Origin of the sequence: Bacteroides sp. GD17 (genome assembly GCF_038448625.1) — a bacterium.
Classification (GTDB): domain Bacteria; phylum Bacteroidota; class Bacteroidia; order Bacteroidales; family Bacteroidaceae; genus Bacteroides.
This window is the reverse complement of record NZ_JBCEZS010000019.1, coordinates 65,745-86,906: the sequence shown is the minus strand read 5'-3', so window position 1 is coordinate 86,906 and position 21,162 is coordinate 65,745. Positions and strand designations below refer to the sequence as shown.

The following is a 21,162-nucleotide window of genomic DNA, read 5'->3' as shown; positions in this document are numbered from 1 at the left end:
GCTTTTAGAGCGCAGTTCAGGGGCGTAAAGGATAAAGCATTCTTCTTGTACAGATTAACTAAGTTATATGCATAATAGGAAAATCCCTCAGGGTTTTACGTTGATCCAGGATTTGTGAATGAATTTAGCAAAAGGAAGGGAATAAAAAAGTCCTTGCCGAGAACTCGACAAGGACTTTTCATTGTTGGACTACCAAGATTCGAACTTGGACAAACAGAACCAAAACCTGTTGTGCTACCATTACACCATAGTCCAAACATGGGGCTTTCTGTTAAAAAGCGGTGCAAAGATAGAGCTATGTCCCGAAATATCCAAATATTTCGGGACTATTTTTTCCTATCTCTGTATTATTTGGCGATAATCAAGTAATAATTCTTCTTGCCACGCTGCACCAGAAGGTACTTTTCGTCCAGCAAGTCGGCAGTAGTAATCACCTGATCGAAAGCGGCAAGTTTCTCTTTATTCAAAGAAACGCCGCCACCTTGCACCAGCTTGCGCATCTCGCCTTTGGAGGCAAAGACAGCTGCATTGTCAACGAAAAGATCTACTGCCTTCACACCGGCAGCCAAGGCATCACGGGAAACTTCGAACTGCGGAACACCTTCGAAAACAGCCAGCAACGTGTCTTCGTCCAACTTCTTCAAAGCGTCGGAAGTAGCATTGCCGAACAGTATATTGGAAGCATCTACAGCTGCATTGTAATCTTCTTCGGAGTGAACCATGATAGTCACCTCCTGAGCCAGGCGCTTCTGAAGAACACGCAAGTGGGGAGCCGCTTCGTGCTCGGCAGTCAGCGCTTCGATTTCTTCGCGGGAGAGCGCTGTGAATATCTTGATGTAACGGGCTGCATCGGCATCGCTCACGTTCAGCCAGAATTGATAGAATTTATAAGGAGAAGTATAGCGCGGATCGAGCCAGATGTTACCGGACTCCGTCTTACCGAACTTACCGCCATCGGCTTTCGTAATCAGCGGGCAGGTCAAGGCAAAAGCCTCACCGCCATTGGTACGGCGAATCAATTCGGAACCGGTGGTGATGTTACCCCACTGGTCGCTGCCACCCATCTGGAGCTTGCAGCCTTTGGTTTCGTACAGATGAAGGAAGTCGTAACCCTGCAACAGCTGGTAAGTGAACTCCGTGAAAGAAAGACCGTCGCGTGCCTCGCCGTTCAGACGCTTCTTTACAGAATCCTTTGCCATCATGTAGTTCACGGTGATGTGCTTGCCTACTTCGCGGGCAAAGTCAAGGAAGGTGAAGTCTTTCATCCAATCATAGTTGTTCACCAACTCGGCACGGTTGGGGGCATCCGAATCAAAGTCCAGGAACTTGGATAGCTGCGCCTTCATGCCGTCCATATTGTGCTGCAAGGTTTCTTCGGTAAGCAGGTTACGTTCGGCCGATTTGCCCGAAGGGTCGCCAATCATACCCGTAGCACCGCCGATCAGTGCCAACGGCTTGTGTCCGCAACGCTGGAAATGACGCAAAATCATCACACTGCAAAGGTGGCCGATGTGTAAAGAGTCCGCAGTAGGGTCAAAACCAATGTATGCAGTCACTTGTTCCTTAGCCAGAAGCTCTTCCGTACCCGGCATCATATCGTGGAGCATGCCACGCCATCTTAATTCTTCTACAAAATTCATCGAATGATCAGATTATCTAAGTAATTATTTAAATGATTATCTATTAATTGTTTGGTTTATATTAACCGGCGCAAAAATACGACTCTTTATTCGAAGAAACAACTCTTATCGTTTAAAAAAGACTTTACTGATGTTTCCCGACACTATCTCACGCATTTCCTCCGGAGATATTCCGCGCAGTGCGGCAGCCCGCGCATAGAGTTCTTTGATGGGAACGGTGCTCTCGTCCGTCTCGATGAACAGACGGTCGGCAGGGGTGGTCAGAAGTGCTTCTGCCTGGTATTTCTCTCCGAAAGAAAGGTAAAAGCCATGCCGCAGATAGTCTTCTGCCAAAGCTGCCTTGCCGCGGAAGCCATGAATGACCCACGGCATTGCAGGGCGCAATGTACGCCGTAACTTCAGCAGTTCGTCGGCGGCTTTCACCAGGTGAATCACCAAGGGTTTCTCTACTTCTTCGGCCAGGCGAGCCTGGAATTCGAATACTTCAAGCTGCAAGTCCATAGGAGCATCCGCCAGTTTATCAAGCCCTGCTTCTCCTACGGCCAAGACCTGAGGATGGCGTACTAACACTTCGAGGCAGTTTTTCTTATCATCCGACGCAGCAATATACCACGGATGTATCCCCACCGAATACCATCCGCCTTCCTGCGGGGAAAACATTTCGGGATAGCAGTTCACAATCGCCTCTCCGGGCACTTGCGGCAACTGATGGGTATGTATGTCGACGGGCATCTTCATGGAACGGGATCATATCCTGAGCCTCCCCAGGGATGGCAGCGCAGTATACGCTTCACCGCCAGGCAAAGCCCTTTGAAAGGTCCATGTTTCTTGATAGCCTCCACCGCATATTGCGAGCAAGTAGGAGTAAACCGGCACGACGGGGAAAGCATGGGTGAGATACACCTCTGATAGAAGTAAATAGGAAGTAGCAGCAGATATGAAAGCAGTCTTTTCATGACTCCGGAGCATCCTGCGCCGTCACCTTTTCGGCAATGCGCGCCAAAGCAGTCTTCATCCGGTCTTCGATAACCGAGGACTCTACCAACTGATCCGAGAGATAGATAAAAGCAACGGCCAGCCGGCATTGCTTTTCTGCCAGCACATCCAGGAGCGCGTGTTTGTTTACACGATAAGCCTCCCGTATCTGGCGCTTTACACGATTACGTTTCACTGCCCGCTTGAAACGGCGCTTCGAAACACTGATAAGGATAGAAACAGGCGCCTCCAACTCCTCCACCGGCAAATATACCACGCGCAAAGGGAAGACTGCAAACGAACGCGAACCGCCCGCAAACATCTTCTCAATCACTTTCTTCTTATCCAGCCTTTCGGCCTTACGCAGGGTATTGGGCATGAGTTATGAGTTTAGTTATGAGTGATAAGTTATGAGTGATTTGCTATAAAAAACGAGCTACAAGTGCCCGGCGGCATAAAAGCACAACCACTTGTAGCTCGTAATCTATCAGTTTGCTGTTACAGCTACAAGTTACAAACCAATAACTTATAACTCACAACTTATAACTTTTTCGTTATTTTCCTTTATTGTTCTCCTTAATAAACATATCGAGCGCTGCCGTCATAGAGGGCGCCTGCACGCTGGGAGCTTCCAAGTCCAGACGAAGTCCGGCATCACGAACAGCCTGCGCAGTGGTAGATCCGAAGGTACCGATCTTGATCTCTTTCTGGTCGAAATCCGGGAAATTCTTCTTCAAGGAAGTAACTCCGGACGGGCTGAAGAACACCAGCATATCATAGTCGAATACTTCATCGGCACTGAAATCATTGCTGACAGTGCGGTACATAACAGCCTCCGTATGTTGGATCTTGTTCTTGTCCAACAAGTTCTTGATATCGTCTGAATGTACATCCGACATCGGCACCAAGTACTTCTCAGTCTTATGCTTTACGATAGAAGGCAGCAAATCATCTATTTTTCCGGTATTCCCGAAGAAGATCTTACGCTTGCGGTATTGCACATACTTCTGGATATACAAAGCAACGGCTTCCGTCACGCAGAAATACTTCATGGTTTCGGGAATCGTCACACGCAACTCTGTACATAGATGGAAAAAATGGTCGATAGCATGACGCGAAGTGAAAATGACAGCGGTATGATCCAAGATTGAAACTTTCTGCTGTCTGAACTCTTTCGCTGAAAGGCTCTCCACTTTGATAAACGGGCGAAAATCTATTTTCACACCGTACTTCTCGGCGATGTCGTAGTAAGGAGATTTCTCTGATGCCGGTTTCGGCTGCGACACAAGTACTTTCTTAATTTTCAACGTCCTAAAATTTTATTATCAAATAATCGTTTAGTTGCATCATAGCTTGATACAGTATGAAACAAGGTATGATTTCAAGGGCACAAAAGTATAAAATTAAAAGCAAACTGCCATATAAATTGTTACAAAAAAGCTTTAACCACTTATATAGCATCAATATTTTAGTAAAAAAGAGCAAAATCAATCCAATTATTATCGTTAAATACAAGTTCAAATCAAAATAAACAATGAACAGAGCAAACGGGAAAAGTGCGAATCCGAGGTAATAGAGTAGGGTCCAATAAGACTCAATCCAGAGAGAAGTAGTACTTTCGTCAAAAAAAATCCAACCCAGAAAGGAGTAGAGCAGCCATTTCAGGAACAAATAGAGCAGGCAGATGCCTATATATATGCCCAGCAGGACAAACGGAGGCACGTGATGCACCAACTCCGGCCGGATATCGTTGAAGTAATTGAAGAGGCAAACGCCGCCAAGTACACAGGTCTGCAGCGTCAGCAGCAATAAATAGCGCATATCCGCAGCTGTAGAGGTTGCAAAGATGCTGGTACGCTCACGATGCAGCAGAAAATCCTTCACCAGTTGCAACAGGAACTTGCGGCTGCGCGACAAGACATAGGCCGACAGAAAGAAGCAGCACAGCAGAACCACGGTGATGCCGTCGTCCATACGCGGAGAATAAGGAAGCGGGATTCCTTCCGTTCCCGTCACTGCCCAAACCATCAACAGGGTCATCATATTGCAGCAAATTTACGGATGGAAGCATCCCACAGAGGGATGGTGTGTATCAGGTCTATTGCCTCCTGCGGCGTCTGCGCCACGTGCCAGATGGCACCATGCTGCTCGCGCATAAAGTTCTCGTCCACCGCCCGGCGAAGCATATCGAGCAAGGGGTTGTAATAGCCTTTGGTATTCAGAATGACGATCGGGTTGAGATAAAGTCCCAGCTGCTTCCAGGTGATGACCTCCAGCAGTTCTTCCAGCGTGCCACATCCGCCGGGCAGGGCAATGATGGCATCGCTCAGGTCGGCCATCATCTTCTTCCGCTCGTGCATGCTTTCCACTTCAACGAGTTTGGTGAGGCCCGTGTGGTGCCACCCCTGCTCTATCATGAAATGAGGGATCACACCGGTCACCTCTCCCCCCGCTTCGAGGGCGGCATCGGCAACAGCGGACATCAGTCCCATATTTCCTGCCCCGTTTATCAGCCGGATCTGTTTCTGCCCCAACAAAGTGCCCAACTCACGGGCAGCATCCACATAAACGGGATCGATCTTTGTGCTCGAAGCACTATACACGCATACGGAATTTATCTTATTCATCATCTTGCTCTATACCTTATAAATATGCGTGCAAAGGTACATGATTTCGGGGATAAAACATATCCTCATACAGGAATACTAAAGAAAAAATCCCCCTTCTCACTTATACCTGTCAATTTTTCATAAATTTGCGATGGACTTAAAACATCATGATGTGAAATACAAACGTTGGATTTACTTAGCCGTCACTTTCGTCATCATATTGGCAGGGCTTGCTTCCCGGAAGTATGGCGATGCATTGCCTGAGTTTATTGCAGAGTATGCCGGCGATACGCTTTGGGCAGCTATGGTCTATTTGGGATTACGCTTTCTTTTCCCTTCGGCATCCATACTCAAAGCGGCCGCAATCTCCCTACTGTTTTCTTATTGCATAGAAATCAGCCAATTATACCAGGCCGATTGGGCGAACGCTATACGAAACACTACGCTTGGAGCATTGATCTTCGGGCATGGCTTTTTATGGTCGGATATGTTATGTTATACTGTCGGGGTAGCTTTATCTGCCGCCGTAGATTCTTGCGCTTCCTTTTCTTCTTCGGATGAAGCAGTATAAAAACAAGACACGGACAAAGGAGCACAGATTCTATGCATGCCGCTATTATCCCCGTCAGAAGCATTCGTAGGGTACATTTCACAAGGCTACACCTTTTACCTCGGATGGCTACACCCTTTCTATGCGATGGTGTAGCCATCTGCAAAAAAGGGTGTAGCCCGGCACGGAGGATACTTATAACATTAGAAATGGCATGACTGTTATATGACAAAAAGCTATCCTAACATGCAAGATATGGGATATCTGATGTTAGGATAGCTACAAAATAGAATCTTTCTTGAATATTCAATCTATATTAGAGGAAAATTGTTACCAAGGGACAGCTGTTTCATTTCGGTTATAAATATCCATAATTTTTCTTATATAAGAAAGCTTTTCAGAGTCAGTAAATTGACAACTGCAATTATCGAAGAAAGAAAATGCAGAACTCAATGTTTGATACAAATTAGTATGGCAATCCAAAAAGGTCTTTTTCTGTTTGTCCAATAATAGTAGATAGGTATAACTATGAGATCCGTGTACTCCTATCCGGTATATTCCACAACTATCAGAACTCTTTATCGTATCCGAGTCTAATAATTCATAAGCATAATAAGAACATCTGTCTTCTTCTTGCATTTCACCGACACTAACAAGAAATTTTTTTATCTCTTCATCTTTCAAATCTTGCGCGAATAGATTACTTTCCGTTGAGATCGTTAATACGAATAATACTATTATAAATTTCATCATATGCATTCTTCTAAAATAGATTATGTTGATTGAATAATTCACGTAATACATTCATTTCAGCCTCTATTGGAGTCCTTTCAACATCATTAAATGTTCCTTTTTCATCATTTTCTTTGCTATCTTTTATGTTCTGCTCATCTGTTACATGAACTGATTCATGTGTAGCAATTGCCCCTATCGCTTCATCATTACTTTGGATTGATACTCTATATTTTTTAGCCTTAGAAGTCTTAGCGTAAATATACTTGTCTAATGTACCTTCAAAGATTATGATATCGACAGAGCTCAATTTGCCATTGGTAAAGTGTTTTTTAGAAGTTCCCAGCCTATACTTGCTTTTACCATTATTACTTTCAATTTTGCTCTCTGGGCTAATACTTAACGTTATATCATAATCTGTATCAACCATTTTATTAAACTGTGTTGTACCAGTACGAGTTTGCATCATCGCATTACCGATTCTTACAGCATCCTGAGATGCATTTGGAGTCCAACCGTTGTCTTTGGTATATATAATGTTACCATTAGTATCAACAATTTTTTTCCCATCGGTATCTATGAACCTTACCGGATTATTAGCACAATAAGTATACGGACTCGTCGGATAATACTTCTCCGCCAGCGGATCCACCGTCATAAACCTTCCCACTGCCGCATCATAATGTCTTGCCCCGTAATCATACCAGTTCAACCCCTTCTTTGCATCAAGCTCTTTGCCGTTATACTTGTAAGGCTGGGCATTGCCGGCATTTGCGAATACACCGCCGAAGGGGTAGTAGTGGTTTGTTTCCTCAGGAGTACCGGCACTATTGATTACTACACGGTTGTTGCCCTGATGATCTTTCAAGTAATAATGATATTTATTATCGCTCAAAGAGACATACCCCTCTTCCGTCAGCAATTGTTTGGCTGTACCATTTTCATAGATCACATTTCCGCAGTAGTCGGTGGTGATGCTAGTACTGCCTGTCCTGTGCACGGTGCGGAGCTTGGTGCCGTCTGCTGCATAAGTATAGGTGATGCTGCCGTCACCGAACGTGACTACACTGGGCAAATTTAATACATTATATTGAATACCGGTAATTCCCTTGTTTAAATCTTTGGTTAAATTGCCGTTGGCATCGTAAGCATACTCTCCGGCTTGTTTCACTTTATCCTTGAACTCGAAACCGCTGTTGTAGGCAGTTGCCGTCACGGCATCGTCCACACGGTTCAATTGGTTGCCGCTTAGGGTATAGGTCAGATCGTCAATCAGGCCGAAGGCACTGGCGCCGGTCTGACCGTAACGCTGCAACTTCGTGATGTTGCCGTTCTTGTCGTAGGCAGTGACATTTTCGGAGAAGCGATTGGCATTCGTACTGATGCTTGCAGTTTCCCCGTAAGTGGCGTTCAGCAGACGGCTTAATCCGTCGTAAGTGAACTTGTAGCCGCGGAGGGTGGTTTCGTTGCCGGCTTTCCAGGTGGTACTGCTGATGTTGCCGTTGTACTTCGCTGTACCGACGCCTGTATTGTAGTACAAGTTCTGAGTAAAGCGGGTAGCGGTGATACCGGTCAGCCAACTGCGGAGGTTGTAGGCGTACGTCAGTTTGTTAGTTGCCGAACCATGCAGCGACTTGGTGTACAATCGCCCGAATTTGTCGTAATCGCAGTCGTAGAGGGTTATCTTGCTGCCTCCCAATGTATGCTCCACCTTGCTCACCCTGTCAGCATAGTCGTAGCTGTAGGTGTATACTTCCTCTCTTGTAGTCTTTCCGGAAGCGGTATGCACCATCGATACTGTTGCAGGCTTGTTTGTAAAGGTGTAGGTGATGGTGGTCACATTACGTCCTCCAAGCAGGTTGCTACGGGTATTCATGGTTACGCGTCCCTTGATGTCGTAAAAGTAGGCGGTATATATCTTGTCGTTACTGTTCAGTACCGATAGGATGCTACCCGTAGGATGGCCTTTGCCATATCTAGTATCACCGGTAGGAAAACTGTTGTCGAAGCCGGTCTGCCCGATAAATGTATAAGCATCGTAATAATTGACGATGTGCACCGTTGAACTGGCATTCACCGTCTTGTTGGTGCATTCTCCCTGACGTGTCAGCCGGTTCAGGTAGTCGTACTCGTAAAAAGTCCACTTGTTGCCGGCAGCACGCTGATTACCATCCTGCGAGAAGGCCAGACGGTCGCGAGTGTCGTATACGTATTCGACGTACTGTGTTCCCGGCTCTTTTTTCCAGATGCAATTATCATTCGTGTCATACTTATATTGAAAGGCATACAAGTCCAAATTGGCGGAGCTTTGGTACATCGGTTGGAGCACGAAACAAAGACGGTTGCTACTGTCGTACACATAGTAGGTATCGTGTGTTTCGCTGCCTTTCATGTGACGTTCGAGCAGGGTACGATCTTGTTTGTCTACGAATGTGTAACTATTGTTACCGTCTTCGTCCGTAGTCTGCGTCACATAGAGTTGATTGGCCATATAGGGACCGCCATTGGTCAGTGTACCCGTGCTGCTTACACTGTAGTTGATACAATTGTAAGGCGCAGATGTAAGATTGGTGGTATAGGTCGTTGCTATCGGATGTCCAGCATGCCAGGCTTGTCCGGGGCCATACTGCTCTACGATACGCTTCAATGGTGAAGATTCGTAAATCTGCTTGGAATAAGGGTTGATATCGTTTTCGTAATTGCCGGGCGCACTGCTTTTGAAGGTCAAGGAACCGGTAAAGTCGGAAGAGGCTACAATAGGCAGCCAAGTATTGGATTCTCTGCCGGCCGCATCGTATTCTTGTAGTGTAGCAAGGATTTTCCCGTCAGGATTCCCATTCTTTGTATGCTTCTGTACTGTCTGCATCGGGCGTCCCAGACCGTCATAATATATGATTCCGTCGGTATACGATTTCCCGTCATTTTTCAACATGGTGCGTGTGCGGATATAACTCTCTGTAGACACTTGTCCCAGGGTTATGGCCGAGTAGGCAAACATGAATATCAATAATAAATAGATTCGTTTCATATCCTCTGATGTTTTTAATGTTTGTAGTTATAATCATACTGTTCCACGTCTTTCCCGTCGTAGTCACGCACTACATGGAGCAGGTTATTGGCATTATAAACGTAGCTCGTTTTTTCTCCGTTGGGCATTATTTGCTGAATCAAGCCTACCAGTGGCTTGTAGAGATAAGTGGTAATTAGAACACGCGAACTGACGCCGGTATTGGCTAATAGTTTGGTTCGGATTTGTTCTACGGTACTCTCTGCCGGTGCCAGGTTGGAGGCAAGGCTCGTAATGAGAGACTCTCCCAGAACGTTCTTCACTTCGTCATACGTCAGTCCTTCAATCTTTGCCACAATATGGCGATAACCGTACGACCATAGATAGGCTTCTTTCCGGCCGTCACGATACGTTACGCTGCTTTGCCTTCCCTGCTGGTTGCCACTATAGCCAAAGCTGATGCGTGGGGTAAGTGCTGCCGTACCACGACTTTTCTCAATGCTGCCCACTACCGGCAATGAGCCCGACAAGACGTAGGTATTGCGTACCTTTCCGGTCAGCGTGCCGCTTACGTAGGTTTCGTCCAGAATACGTGGAGCACGCATGTTCTTGGTGAGCATTGTACTATAAACCGTTTCCGCAGGATAGTCTGCAGGATAAGTGTACTTGTGCTTCACTGTTTGCTGGGCAGAGTTAGTGGTACTGGCCTCGCTGGGGTAACCATCACTGTTATAAGTATAAGTCTCTGCTTGGACTACGGGGCTGGAACTGCCGCTTGTACCATACCGACTGTGAGTTCTTTGTTGAAGCAGAATCGGGTAATAGTAGGTTTTGTTCAGTTGCTGCATAAAGCCCCCGTATGAATTTACACTGTAGGTATATCGGGCAGGTTGTATACCGGGACTTACATAAGTGTAGCTGGTACTTTCGGTCAATTTGCCGGCAGTTTCGTTGTAGCAGTTTTCCGAAAGGATAAGGCCACGTTCTTTCGAGCGATCCTGCGACAGGCGCCCATAGTTGGTCTCGTAGTCGGTCAGGGTGTGCCCGCTTGCCTCACAGTACACCTTGTCGTCAAGGAAATTGTCGGGATGGGTTGAATAGTCCGTAAAACGAGTTTCCTTGTAGAATCCTTTGTGCACTTCGGGGGCATATATCTTGATGAGGAATCCATAGACTCCGGTCTTTATACCATAGATGTCATATTCTCCGTCGGCCACATCCGGGACGTATCTCAGCGTGTTGGTTTCTGCAATAGTCAATGTCTTTTTGGTAACTCCGTTCTGCTTCAGATAGATGGTTCCATCTCCTCCGGTCTTCAGACCCGAAATATCCCAGTAGCCTACACCTTTCTTTATGCTCACGGTGGCAAGCTTCGTCAAGACAGAAGAGGAGTGCGCTACCGAGAAAGATATGTTTCGGTTTCCGCCGGTGGTTTCTTCCACTGTCACTTCGCGCACTGTACTGTAGCGCACGTGGTCTTGTTCGTAAGACGAGATGTTCAATCCGATGTTGCAATAGTTGGCGGCAGGCTGGGCAAATGGTTGCAAGATTACCTGGGAGCCTTGATATATCACGGCATACTTCTGAATATCGAAATACTTGGGATAATAGTACAGAGTGCCCGAGCTGCGTGTATCTGTTTTCGAATTGGTATATTCGTAGGCAACGCGTTTGGATGAACCCTGATTGTCGTAGTAAGCAATCCCCTTCACCCGGGCGCCTCCGGCAGTCATGTCAGCCGTCTGGTTCAGCAGTGTGGGTTTGAAGGCAGTGGCAGCAGTGCGGTCCACTTTTTTGGCATAACTGTGTGCTTCATAAGAAATATCGGCACGTCCACCCGTGGGATAGGTAAGGGTCTTCAGCAAGGCAACATCACACAATTCGGCATTGGGTTCACGAACGTTTGTGGTATATTTATAGTCGTTGTTAGTGTAAATCGTGATATCCGGTATCTGGCTGACTATTTCGCTTCGGCTGCGCAGGAAGTTCCAATAGTCTGTATTGGCTTTCATCGGATTGGGCAGCGTGCCTACATTGTTGTAGTCAAAACTATAGGTTCCGCTATCCGGCATTACCAGCTGCGTCATGAAGAAGGCGGGATAAGTTCCTCCTTGGTAGGAATATTGGAGTTTCACCCGTTGGATGGGCTTGTTCTGGTATTGCAGGTTGATGGAGTCGAGCATCGCTCCGCAACGGGATGACAGGGTGAACGCTACATTCTTGAAACGCTCCTTTCCGGCGGTACGCGGAGAGTAATAGAACTTCATCTTCTGTGCGCCGCATGTCACCTCGTCTATCAAGGCTATTTTGGTGAGCGTGTAGTTGAAGGCAGCAGTCTGCCCGCTGTGCAAGGCAAAGCCACCGGACGTTTGCACGACATTTCCTACGTAACTGTTCAAGCTCAGCAGACCCGTGAAGGAGAAGTTGGTGGTGTAATTCTTTAAATCGTTCGAGTAAGCTTGTTCATCCATGATTCGCATCGGGTCGTTGTTGTAAAAGGCCGGTATCTTTTTGTAACTGATGTCCAGCGAACGCCCGTTGGGAGCCACTACTTTATATAAGAAGAAGGCACTGGGGTAGACTATTCCCGAGGTATTTCCAAGAGAGTTGGTATATCGGATGGAATATTCCATATTATCCTTCGAACCTCCGAACCAGTATTGGTAGCCATTGTCGGCAGTGATCTTTATAGTGGTATTTTTGTCGGCGGCCGTGAAGTATTCATAGCCGGACAAGTCCACCTTCAGGGTGCCTCCCTTTTCGGAAATCACTTGAACCGTTCCATCATATCCGATGGAGAAGGCTCCCGAATAGTTTCCGAAACAAAAACGGTAGAGGTCGGGAGTAGCTTCTATCTTGGTGTCCTTGAAGGCAGGACCCGTAATGAAGTTGAGGTACTGAGACGGATTGGAAGCTACGGATTGTGGATTATAGCTTTTCTTGTCTTTCAGCAGATGTAAGAAACCTCGCAGGTTGGCATCTCCCTCAAGATCGTCCGCCATGCCCCGCACTTCGCGGTAGATGGCACCTCCCATTGACAAGGACCAGTTCAGACCAATAGAGCTCTCGGGCTTGGTAGGCATGAAGCCGGCTGAATTGTAGCTGGCTGTTACCGGAAAACTGAAGTCAGGATCTTCCAGTGTCAACAGGGGGATATTGAGGTCGAGGCGGCCGGAATTGAGGGCAACGGGGGTATTGTCGTATCTTATCATGTCCGCCACTTGTGGAGAACGGATGATATCGACAGGGCTTTCTTGGGCGCTTGCGGTGATACATGCAATAATATGGGTCAATAGAAATAGAATGAATATCTTTTTCATAAATATCTTTGTATTAAATGTTTGATCGTATAAATGTTCTTTTATGGAAAGGGAGGGAGAGGGGTAACACTCCCTCCCTACTTTCTACAGCGGCATCGCCTGTACCCCCAGCACCCCTGCAATAGTGGTGACTACGGTGACAATTACCTTCAGAATAGTTTTCCAAGTGTCTTTACTTATTTTCATAATGTTCAATGTTTTAGTTATTCATAATTCCTTACTTACCTCGAAGCACGGGCACTGCTTCACCCATTCCCGGGGTTCCACCGTTCCGTCCCCGTTCAGGTCCGGGCTGAAGTCGCGATGGCCGCAGACGCGGGCACTGGGAAACTGCTTCAGCAGCTGATATACCAGCAGCCGGAGTGCCGAGCGCTGTTCCGGCGTGCGGGTGTCCTTCGGGTTGCCCCGGGAGTCCAGTCCGCCTTCGTAGCAGATGCCTACCGAATACCGGTTGTGTCCCTTCACATGCGCACCGGGAAGTTCCAGGGAGCGGGTGCCGAGGACGTTGCCGTCGCGACGGATATAGTAGTGATAGCCCGTCCCGCGGAAGCCACGGCGGCGGTGCTCTGCTTCCAGAGCCTCGGGAGTGAGCGCATAGCCCTCCCGCGTGGCGCTGCAATGCACCACGATGTAGTTGATTTTTCGCATGATAATCGTTTTGTGATGAATAACAGTAAAGGAAACCGCCTCTTCGCCCCTGCCGGCCGGGGAAAGCGGCGGCTCCTTACTGCAGATTAGTTTAATTTTGTGTACATAGAGAGCGGACTGCTATCCAAGCGGATTTTCGCCCTGGTCGCCGTCGCTGCCACCGCCGCCTTCGTTGCCACCGGAACCGCTACCCGAGCCGCTGCCACCGGCATTATCCTGAAGATCGAAGCGCACGCACTTCACCCCGGTCACCAGCGAGCGGGTGGACACCGTTCCATCCAGTTTACGCTTGGAGGTAGGCAGAAAACGCACCTGCAACGTGGCCTGCGTAGCCGATACCTTTGCAACATCCTCCACACCGTTCATGGTGGACTTCATTGCGAGCCGAAAGGTACCCAGACCATCCAGCGTCACGCTTTCAGAAGATTGCAGGTGGCGGGTCATCACGGTCACCAGGTTGTCGATGACGTTCTTCGAGTCACCGGTAGAGAGAGAGGACAGTTCGGCTATCTCCTGCGCCACTTGATCGGTACCCACGTTGCCCGTCAGCACCACACGAGGATAGAAAAGTTTCTTGCCCTCCTTGTTGGCAAGAACCGATTGAAATGATTTGTAAATTACTGGCATAATAGTTTTGTTTTTAAATCGTTAATAGAAATGTTTTATATTCGTGTATTAAGCTTAACCACATTGCAAAGATAAGCCTATTTTAAGAGGCGTACAAATTAAAAACGCCGTTTTTCTTCATGAATTTATTCACATTACGAAAACACTATTTATTGCACAAACTCAGCAGGTAGCGTCCCGGCTGCCGTATCTTTCCGTGGCTCTCGCGCAAGGCATAGAATCCCTTCCACATGGGATGGCCGATGGCGCCGAAATTGCTTTTAAGAATAATGGCATACTGCTCCGGCGCCGGTATACGAAACTGCTGCAGATTGGAGAGCAGTCCGTCGAAATTGCGGTTCGTGCCGTCCTGAGGCGGTTGCAGGCTCTCTATCTTCCGAAGATATTCCTCCTCCGCGGATGGTACAGCCGTGCCCTCAGTGCCCCCGGTTTCGGGGGAACTATCGAGGAGGGGATATGCTTTGCTATGCTGTGATGTATTATGCTGTGATGTGCTATGTGTACCCGATGCTGCATTTTCGGGCTTAATTGCTGCATTTCCGGGCTCGGTTGTCGCATCTTCATCGGCTTGCGAATCGTCCACCAGGCAGTAACGCGCCTCTATTACAGACGATTTGCGGCGTTTGGTGCTGAAAAGATATTGCCGCTGTATTTCGGCAGAAGTGAGAATACCATACTCCCCGAAGAGAGCGGCATTGAAAATGCCGTACTCCACAGCCAGGGCAAGGATGCGTTTCACATCGGCAGCACTCTTTTCGTAAAGGCAGGCCGAAAGGTCTTCATAAAAAAGTTCGTCGGCACGCACATAGTAGCCTTCGTCGGCGTAGATGCAGGAGAGTGCTCCCAGCAGGATGGCAAAGGCACCGTCGCCCTCGCGTTTCATAATGCGTCGCACCAGGCGGTCGTGCATAAAGTCTGTGTTCAGGGGGAAATAGTCAAGACCCCGTTTTTTGATTCTGGACATGGTGATAAGAGTTATGAGTTATGAGTTAAACGCTTCCGTTTGCCAAGCACACTTTGGCGCACTACTTGCAGTGCGTGCAGAATAAGGGCCATACGGAGAGAATAGTCCGTAACTTCGGTAATAACCGGATAGCGAGGGGGTTCATCCACAAGCTGTGAACAACGATAGCGGGCATTGCTGAATTCCCGGCGACACTCCTTGCAATAGTTATCGGGAAGGTGCGTACGCTTATTAATGTAAAAAAGATCAATAGAGAGCATTCTGTGGCAACATCCACAGAGGCGGACATTTGTTTCTGAAATGTGTTCCATAATAGTTTTGTTAAGAATTGATACAATAGTTATTTTCTCGAACGCCCCACCGTCAGAGGGTTGTGAGGGCGGTTTGCCAGACATATATATCCAGCGCACTACATCTATATATCCAGCACACTGGATGTATAGTTCCAACACACTGCATCCATACATCCGGCAGAGAGAGTGTTTTACAGTCTTCTTAGCGTAATATTTTTTCTTATTATCTGATTTTGCTTGTCGAAATAGAAATGTGTATTTTCCATAATTCTCCTCCTTATATTTGCAATTCTAAAACGTGATATGTATTTTTGTCCCTACAAAGATAATATGGTTTTCATTTATAAAACAAGCAATTTAAGGAATTAATTCTTAAAAAACACATAACCCGATATAAATGAGAGCCTAACGCGTTCCGAAGAATTCACATGATATAAACTGAAGATATGGAAAACGACAAAGACCTGATGTTCTGCGTGGCAGACATCGTGAAGCGTGCCAAACTGGTGAAGGGCTTCAAAGCAGACAGTGAGCTTGCCGGCTTTCTGGGTATATCACGCTCCACACTGAGCAACTGGACAGCGCGCAACAGCATCGACTTCCCCCTGCTGCTGGGGCGCCTCAGCGACGTGGACTACAACTGGCTGCTGACGGGCAAAGGATCGCCCACGCACCACACCGCCTTCTGCGACAGCGACCTGGTACAGGGCGAAGTGGAGATACTTCACACACCGAAAACCGTCGATCCCGTGGACGACCGCAGCGTGACGCTCTACGACATCTCCGCCGCCGCCAACCTGAAGACGCTGCTGGCCGACCGACCGCAGTACGCCCTGGGCAAGATACTGATCCCCAACGTCCCCCGGTGCGACGGTGCCGTCTACGTCTCCGGCGACTCGATGTACCCCATCCTCAAGGCGGGCGACATCGTCGGCTTCAAGTCCATCCGCGACTTCAGCGACGTCATCTACGGCGAGATGTACCTCGTCTCCTTCCAGCGCGGCGGCGACGAGTACCTGGCAGTGAAGTACGTCAACCACTCCGAACAGCCCGGCTGCATCCGCCTCGTCAGCTACAACGCCCACCACGACCCGATGGACTTGCCGCTGACGGCCATCAATGCAATGGCGATCGTGAAATTCTCGATCCGGAAGAATATGATGATGTAGCAGGGAGGAAGAGAGATTCGTTTGCCAGCAAGCTACGATTTCGTTTGCTGGTAAACTACGATTTTCTACTTAGATAGCCAAACTAGGATTTCTCGAATGAACCGTATTTCATTTTGCATTATACTGTTATCACTTGTGTATCTATCACCTATAGAGATTTCAATGCTTCTTATTTGGCTTTATCAGATATATATCATACATTTGCATTGCTCTTTACTAATAAACGCTAGGTGGGGTGAAACCTGCCTATGATGTGGCAGGCATTTTTATGCCTGCTTACTTGCATTCTATATGGCGGTTTCGCACCCCCATGTAGAGTGTTAATGCACCTGCTGCCCGCCTAGCGTGTTGGTGAAGAGCAATGGGACAGGCGAAACCGCTTCTTTTATTCCAATAAATCTACTCTTCCGCCCTCTGCCCATTGCACCTTATTTATTCACCTATTCAAACTCAATGCTTATGGAAGCTATCTTGAACAATGAGCAGGTTCGCCCGGGGGACGAAACTCAGTTTATGCACGCAGTGTTTACTTCTGAAGAAGAAATGATGAACTTCTACCTTACACTCAACTGCTTTGTAAGTCCGGGTACTTACCTGGTACAGCGGTCGGACTCTTATCGGCTAAAAAAACTACTCGGAACACTTGGAAGATTCCAATACTTTGCCGATCTCTTTGGCGATTATCACTCTTTGGGAGTGAAACAACTGATTGAAGGATTCGGATTGTACATGACACAGACGTCTATTTCCAACAGCGAACGCAAACGCACTGCAGAGAACATTGGCTATCAAATGAAGTTTCTGCTGGATATCATAAAAGAAAGTGGCAGTGCTAAATTACTGGCCAAAATCTTCCGATTGCACATAGAGAATGTGAAGTACTTACTGGAGAAATTGGAAGAAAAAGAGAGCTCAAAATAAAAAGCTGCTATCATTTGGCTCTGAATGACAGACAGCATATCTTGCTAAAATCAAAGGCTGCCACTTCCGTCCCGATACTTCGGAGCAGAAGGGCAGCCTTCTATATAAATAGCTGTAAAGCTACGCTGATTACTTGCTTAATTGACAATTAGCAGGATTATAGGCCGAAGACGGCAGTTTCCTGATAACTGGGATTACGCAACTACTAAATTCTCTACTTGGATAGCCAAATTAGGGAATGGAATTTAGCCAAATTAGGGAAAAATAATTAGCCAAATTAGGGAATAAAGGCAATTCATTGTATATTTGCCATTGTAAATAAGCAACTTGGCATGAAAAAGTATAAAGAGAGGATAGCGATAGATGGTGCTGACAGGTACAGGTAAATTTGCTTTCCGCCGCGAAGATGGCGTATATGTTGTGCCTATTGGTTGCTTGAAAGATTAGTTTCCGTTTTACTATCAAATCAAAGGCTGCCACTTCCGTCCCGATACTTCGGAGCAGAAGGGCAGCCTTCTATATAAATAGCTGTAAAGCTACGCTGATTATAAACCGAATGCGGCTTTCACCTTCTCCACATAGTCCAGCTTCTCCCAGGTGAAGAGTTCTACCTCTATCGCCTTGTCGCCCTCGTAGCGAGAACGGAAGTGCTTGGTAACGAGCTGCGGTTCGCGTCCCATGTGTCCGTAAGCGGCAGTCTCCTGGTAGATGGGGTTACGGAGCTTCAGGCGGTCTTCGATGGCTTTCGGGCGGAGGTCGAACAGTTCGTCAATCTTCTTGGCAATCTCACCGTCGCTCATGTTGACGTGGCTGCGGCCGTAGGTATCGACGAAGATATTGATAGGGCGCGCCACACCGATGGCATAACTTACCTGCACCAGCATCTCGTCGGCCACACCGGCAGCTACCAGGTTCTTGGCAATATGGCGGGCGGCGTATGCAGCCGAGCGGTCCACCTTCGAGGGGTCTTTCCCGGAGAAAGCGCCACCACCGTGTGCACCTTTACCACCGTATGTATCTACGATAATCTTGCGTCCCGTCAATCCCGTATCTCCGTGAGGGCCGCCGATGACGAACTTGCCCGTAGGGTTGACGTGATACGTGATGCGGTCGTTGAACAGTGCCAGCACCTTTTCGTGGTGGATGGAAGCAATGACGCGCGGCATCAAAATCTCGATGACATCCCGGCGGATGGTAGCAAGCATTTCCTCATCAGCCTTCAGTTGTGCAGCCTCGCTGTCGTCGGCCGGCTGGATAAAGTCATCGTGCTGGGTGGAAACTACAATGGTATCGATACGGACGGGCGTGCCGTTGTCATCGTATTCAATGGTCACCTGGCTCTTGGCATCGGGACGGAGGTAGGTCATCACCTTGCCTTCGCGACGGATGTCGGCCAGCACTTGCAGGATGCGGTGTGCGAGGTCCAGCGAAAGCGGCATGTAGTTTTCCGTTTCGTTGGTGGCATAACCGAACATCATGCCCTGGTCACCGGCACCTTGCTCCATAGGGTCTTGGCGCTCTACACCGCGGTTGATGTCGGGGCTCTGCTCGTGGATGGCGCTCAGTACGCCGCACGAATTGCTCTCGAACATATACTCGCCTTTGGTATAGCCGATTTTCTTGATTACTTCGCGTGCGATGAGAGGCATGTCAACGTACGCTTTGGTTTTCACTTCTCCAGCCAGCACTACCTGTCCGGTAGTTACCAGAGTTTCGCAAGCTACTTTCGAACTGGGGTCGTAGGCCAACAGTTTGTCAAGCACAGCGTCCGATATTTGATCGGCCACTTTGTCGGGGTGTCCTTCAGACACCGATTCGGATGTGAATAAATATCCCATTTTCTTCAATTATAAATTAAGAATTAAATAGTAGAAAAGGGAATGAGGATGAGACAACGTGAGTAGGTATGCATGCCCCGATGCCCGGAAGCATCGTCAGAAAAGGATGTGTTTTAGCATTTTTTTCTGTGGTTGCAAGCTACTCAAATCTTTCCACATTTCGATTTCGGGCGCAAAGATAGGAGTATTCCGGCAAAATAGCACTCTGTTACGGAATTATTAACATTATATAGTATCTAAAATAACAGAAGAATGCCTCAAGGGTACATCCTCACTGCCTCTACCACTTCGTATTCTCCTTTGCCATAATGGGTTTTACCGAACATATCCGTTACTTTTACCTCCACCGCATGCATGCCCACGGGCAATGCCGACGGAACACGCACCCGCCAGATGTGGGAAGAAGGATAGGAAGCATCCGGCCAACGGGCATACTTCACCGCATCGTCACGATTCCAGCACTGCACCATATAGTCATGATCCGGGTCGGTGACATCTTCTTTCTTCATCGCTTTCCACGGACCGCCGTCAATGCGGTAGACCACGGTGTCCTTCTCCGAACCCATAAAGAAGTTGACCGTGATGTGTGCAGGCGTATGTCTGCCCCGCACCACTTTACGCGGAATGTTTACGGACATCTTATAGTCTGCCGGCCGACCGGCAACTTTATAGTCGATGCTATACCGGTTGTCCTCCACCCGCAGAAATGCGTAGCCTTTGGGAGTACCGTCGGACATCAGCGAAAGAGGCACACCATTCCCGTCCAGATAGCCCGAATAGAAATCGCCGCAAGTTGCCCCCGCATTGAATTCGTGCAGCGGGGTCTTCCCTTCCCATCCGTCTTGGGAGGTATGGAAAAACTGGTTCTGACGGTGCAGATGCGCCGAAAGCAACAGCACATGCGGGAAGTCCTTCAGGCACTGGAACAGGAAAGCCTTGTCTTCCTGCCGCACCGCATTATCACCCAGCATCGGGATATGAAATGCCACTACCACCAGTTTGTCTTTGTCCACCAGACTCAGATCGTTCTTTATAAACGCCTTCTGATCTTCACGGAAACCGCCCCAATAACTTCTTGAATTGCCTGTAGGGCGGGGATCGGGAAACAATACATCGTCCAAGACCAGGAAATGGGCATTGCCATAATTGAATGCATAGTTTGCCGGGCCTACAAAGGTTTCAAAAGCATCGTCGGACTCCATATCCGTCCGGGCCTCATAATCCATATCATGGTTCCCCAACAGGTTGTACCACGGTATGCCTATCTTGCCGATTTCCCGGTTATAGGGTTCGAACAGGTCGAAATTCTCATCATTGACATCGCCCAAGCTGATGCCGAAACTGACGCCTTCGATGTTTTCCAGTTCCGAGACGATGGCTTTTGAGAAGTAGCCGATGTGGTCGGGGAAATGCGGTTGCGGATCGCCCATGAGCAGCACCGTAAATGCCTCCGGCTCCTCTTGCGGGATAAGGCCGAAATCGATGGATGCGGGCAGCTTTCCCGTAGGGGCGATGCCCGCATAGTTTTCGCGGCGGGGAGTGCCCGCAGGCTTGTGATAGTAGTAAGAGGCGGGAATGTTGTATTTGCCCAGTGCCGTGCGATACTGTGCAGGCTTGATGACGGCAATCGTGGCCTCTCCATCGACCGGCAGTTTATAGTAACCCTTCCGGTCGGTCAATACAATCTCGCTCCCGTTCGTGACACCGACTCCCGGCAGATACTCCTCGCCACGGTCATGCTTGCCGTTCCCGTTCCGGTCGCAGTAGACATAACCCTTGGCGTACTGCTGCTGCCCGTAGGCAGCAGCCACGGACAGAAACAGCAACACGATGAACATGCTTGATTTCATTTTACTCATCTTTTTATCC

20 protein-coding genes and 1 tRNA gene are annotated in these 21,162 nt (G+C 48.1%); 3 read left to right on the top strand and 18 right to left on the bottom strand.

Annotated features, from left to right (window positions below):
* Positions 1-184 precede the first annotated feature (184 nt).
* The 8 genes from AAE250_RS21650 to AAE250_RS21615 form a co-directional block, all read right to left on the bottom strand.
* Positions 185-255 (bottom strand) — tRNA-Gln (locus AAE250_RS21650).
* 92 nt (positions 256-347) lie between these two features.
* The gene (gene tyrS, locus AAE250_RS21645; protein WP_294602534.1) at positions 348-1,640 is read right to left on the bottom strand and encodes a tyrosine--tRNA ligase; all 1,293 of its coding nucleotides are present in this window, start codon (positions 1,638-1,640) and stop codon (positions 348-350) included.
* A 105-nt stretch (positions 1,641-1,745) separates the two neighbouring features.
* On the bottom strand, positions 1,746-2,378 hold the full coding sequence (locus AAE250_RS21640; RefSeq protein ID WP_294602536.1) for a TatD family hydrolase: 633 nt from the start codon (positions 2,376-2,378) through the stop codon (positions 1,746-1,748).
* Positions 2,375-2,596: a membrane protein insertion efficiency factor YidD gene (gene yidD, locus AAE250_RS21635; protein ID WP_294602539.1), complete on the bottom strand. Its 222-nt coding sequence runs from the start codon at positions 2,594-2,596 to the stop codon at positions 2,375-2,377. Before yidD ends, AAE250_RS21640 begins: the two co-directional genes overlap by 4 nt.
* The gene (gene rnpA, locus AAE250_RS21630) at positions 2,593-2,994 is read right to left on the bottom strand and encodes a ribonuclease P protein component (RefSeq protein WP_294602542.1); all 402 of its coding nucleotides are present in this window, start codon (positions 2,992-2,994) and stop codon (positions 2,593-2,595) included. The genes yidD and rnpA overlap by 4 nt, the downstream gene beginning before the upstream one ends.
* A 175-nt stretch (positions 2,995-3,169) precedes the next feature.
* Positions 3,170-3,922: a uroporphyrinogen-III synthase gene (locus AAE250_RS21625; RefSeq protein WP_294602543.1), complete on the bottom strand. Its 753-nt coding sequence runs from the start codon at positions 3,920-3,922 to the stop codon at positions 3,170-3,172.
* Positions 3,923-3,926: 4 nt separating this feature from the next.
* Positions 3,927-4,658, bottom strand: a complete 732-nt coding sequence (locus AAE250_RS21620) for a DUF4271 domain-containing protein (RefSeq protein ID WP_294602545.1) — start codon at positions 4,656-4,658, stop codon at positions 3,927-3,929.
* Positions 4,655-5,242: an LOG family protein gene (locus AAE250_RS21615; protein WP_294602647.1), complete on the bottom strand. Its 588-nt coding sequence runs from the start codon at positions 5,240-5,242 to the stop codon at positions 4,655-4,657. Before AAE250_RS21615 ends, AAE250_RS21620 begins: the two co-directional genes overlap by 4 nt.
* Positions 5,243-5,396: 154 nt before the next feature.
* Here AAE250_RS21615 and AAE250_RS21610 point away from each other — a divergent pair, with 154 nt between their 5' ends.
* Entirely contained in the window at positions 5,397-5,795 is a 399-nt protein-coding gene (locus AAE250_RS21610) for a ribosomal maturation YjgA family protein (protein ID WP_294602547.1), read from the top strand.
* A 309-nt stretch (positions 5,796-6,104) separates the two neighbouring features.
* Here the strand turns inward: AAE250_RS21610 and AAE250_RS21605 are convergent, their stop codons facing one another.
* The 8 genes from AAE250_RS21605 to AAE250_RS21570 form a co-directional block, all read right to left on the bottom strand.
* Positions 6,105-6,527 (bottom strand): hypothetical protein, encoded by a 423-nt coding sequence (locus tag AAE250_RS21605; protein ID WP_294602550.1) that lies wholly within the window; start codon positions 6,525-6,527, stop codon positions 6,105-6,107.
* A gap of 10 nt (positions 6,528-6,537) precedes the next feature.
* The gene (locus tag AAE250_RS21600; RefSeq protein ID WP_294602553.1) at positions 6,538-9,534 is read right to left on the bottom strand and encodes a DUF6443 domain-containing protein; all 2,997 of its coding nucleotides are present in this window, start codon (positions 9,532-9,534) and stop codon (positions 6,538-6,540) included.
* Positions 9,535-9,548: 14 nt separating this feature from the next.
* A complete protein-coding gene (locus tag AAE250_RS21595) occupies positions 9,549-12,833 on the bottom strand; it encodes a hypothetical protein (protein ID WP_294602557.1) in 3,285 nt (1,094 codons plus the stop codon).
* An 84-nt stretch (positions 12,834-12,917) separates the two neighbouring features.
* Positions 12,918-13,019: a smalltalk protein gene (locus tag AAE250_RS21590; protein ID WP_294602560.1), complete on the bottom strand. Its 102-nt coding sequence runs from the start codon at positions 13,017-13,019 to the stop codon at positions 12,918-12,920.
* 21 nt (positions 13,020-13,040) lie between these two features.
* Positions 13,041-13,481, bottom strand: coding sequence for an N-acetylmuramoyl-L-alanine amidase (locus tag AAE250_RS21585; protein ID WP_294602563.1), 441 nt, complete (start codon positions 13,479-13,481; stop codon positions 13,041-13,043).
* A gap of 120 nt (positions 13,482-13,601) precedes the next feature.
* Positions 13,602-14,108, bottom strand: a complete 507-nt coding sequence (locus tag AAE250_RS21580; protein ID WP_294602566.1) for an HU family DNA-binding protein — start codon at positions 14,106-14,108, stop codon at positions 13,602-13,604.
* 145 nt (positions 14,109-14,253) lie between these two features.
* Positions 14,254-15,072, bottom strand: a complete 819-nt coding sequence (locus AAE250_RS21575; RefSeq protein WP_294602569.1) for a DUF4373 domain-containing protein — start codon at positions 15,070-15,072, stop codon at positions 14,254-14,256.
* Between the two features lie 11 nt (positions 15,073-15,083).
* Entirely contained in the window at positions 15,084-15,383 is a 300-nt protein-coding gene (locus AAE250_RS21570; RefSeq protein WP_294602571.1) for a hypothetical protein, read from the bottom strand.
* Positions 15,384-15,811: 428 nt separating this feature from the next.
* On the opposite strand from AAE250_RS21570, the gene AAE250_RS21565 reads away from it, so the two are divergent.
* Together AAE250_RS21565 and AAE250_RS21560 are read left to right on the top strand one after the other, a co-directional pair.
* Positions 15,812-16,534, top strand: coding sequence for a LexA family transcriptional regulator (locus AAE250_RS21565; RefSeq protein ID WP_294602574.1), 723 nt, complete (start codon positions 15,812-15,814; stop codon positions 16,532-16,534).
* 459 nt (positions 16,535-16,993) lie between these two features.
* Entirely contained in the window at positions 16,994-17,455 is a 462-nt protein-coding gene (locus AAE250_RS21560; protein ID WP_294602577.1) for a hypothetical protein, read from the top strand.
* A 545-nt stretch (positions 17,456-18,000) separates the two neighbouring features.
* Here AAE250_RS21560 and metK read toward each other — a convergent pair.
* Together metK and AAE250_RS21550 are read right to left on the bottom strand one after the other, a co-directional pair.
* Entirely contained in the window at positions 18,001-19,293 is a 1,293-nt protein-coding gene (gene metK / locus AAE250_RS21555; protein WP_294602580.1) for a methionine adenosyltransferase, read from the bottom strand.
* 257 nt (positions 19,294-19,550) lie between these two features.
* Complete coding sequence (locus tag AAE250_RS21550; RefSeq protein ID WP_342289433.1) at positions 19,551-21,152, bottom strand: calcineurin-like phosphoesterase family protein; 1,602 nt, start codon at positions 21,150-21,152, stop codon at positions 19,551-19,553.
* Positions 21,153-21,162: the final 10 nt, after the last annotated feature.

Excerpts from the sequence above, each read along its gene's own strand:
- AAE250_RS21620 (WP_294602545.1), bottom strand. The coding sequence starts at position 4,658 with ATGATGACCCTGTTGATGGTTTGGGCAGTGACGGGAACGGAAGGAATC.
- AAE250_RS21550 (WP_342289433.1), bottom strand. The coding sequence starts at position 21,152 with ATGAGTAAAATGAAATCAAGCATGTTCATCGTGTTGCTGTTTCTGTCC.
- AAE250_RS21590 (WP_294602560.1), bottom strand. The coding sequence starts at position 13,019 with ATGAAAATAAGTAAAGACACTTGGAAAACTATTCTGAAGGTAATTGTC.
- AAE250_RS21640 (WP_294602536.1), bottom strand. The coding sequence starts at position 2,378 with ATGAAGATGCCCGTCGACATACATACCCATCAGTTGCCGCAAGTGCCC.
- AAE250_RS21605 (WP_294602550.1), bottom strand. The coding sequence starts at position 6,527 with ATGATGAAATTTATAATAGTATTATTCGTATTAACGATCTCAACGGAA.
- AAE250_RS21600 (WP_294602553.1), bottom strand. The coding sequence starts at position 9,534 with ATGAAACGAATCTATTTATTATTGATATTCATGTTTGCCTACTCGGCC.
- AAE250_RS21595 (WP_294602557.1), bottom strand. The coding sequence starts at position 12,833 with ATGAAAAAGATATTCATTCTATTTCTATTGACCCATATTATTGCATGT.
- yidD (WP_294602539.1), bottom strand. The coding sequence starts at position 2,596 with ATGAAAAGACTGCTTTCATATCTGCTGCTACTTCCTATTTACTTCTAT.
- AAE250_RS21565 (WP_294602574.1), top strand. The coding sequence starts at position 15,812 with ATGGAAAACGACAAAGACCTGATGTTCTGCGTGGCAGACATCGTGAAG.
- AAE250_RS21585 (WP_294602563.1), bottom strand. The coding sequence starts at position 13,481 with ATGCGAAAAATCAACTACATCGTGGTGCATTGCAGCGCCACGCGGGAG.
- AAE250_RS21575 (WP_294602569.1), bottom strand. The coding sequence starts at position 15,072 with ATGTCCAGAATCAAAAAACGGGGTCTTGACTATTTCCCCCTGAACACA.
- rnpA (WP_294602542.1), bottom strand. The coding sequence starts at position 2,994 with ATGCCCAATACCCTGCGTAAGGCCGAAAGGCTGGATAAGAAGAAAGTG.
- AAE250_RS21560 (WP_294602577.1), top strand. The coding sequence starts at position 16,994 with ATGGAAGCTATCTTGAACAATGAGCAGGTTCGCCCGGGGGACGAAACT.
- tyrS (WP_294602534.1), bottom strand. The coding sequence starts at position 1,640 with ATGAATTTTGTAGAAGAATTAAGATGGCGTGGCATGCTCCACGATATG.
- metK (WP_294602580.1), bottom strand. The coding sequence starts at position 19,293 with ATGGGATATTTATTCACATCCGAATCGGTGTCTGAAGGACACCCCGAC.
- AAE250_RS21615 (WP_294602647.1), bottom strand. The coding sequence starts at position 5,242 with ATGAATAAGATAAATTCCGTATGCGTGTATAGTGCTTCGAGCACAAAG.
- AAE250_RS21570 (WP_294602571.1), bottom strand. The coding sequence starts at position 15,383 with ATGGAACACATTTCAGAAACAAATGTCCGCCTCTGTGGATGTTGCCAC.
- AAE250_RS21580 (WP_294602566.1), bottom strand. The coding sequence starts at position 14,108 with ATGCCAGTAATTTACAAATCATTTCAATCGGTTCTTGCCAACAAGGAG.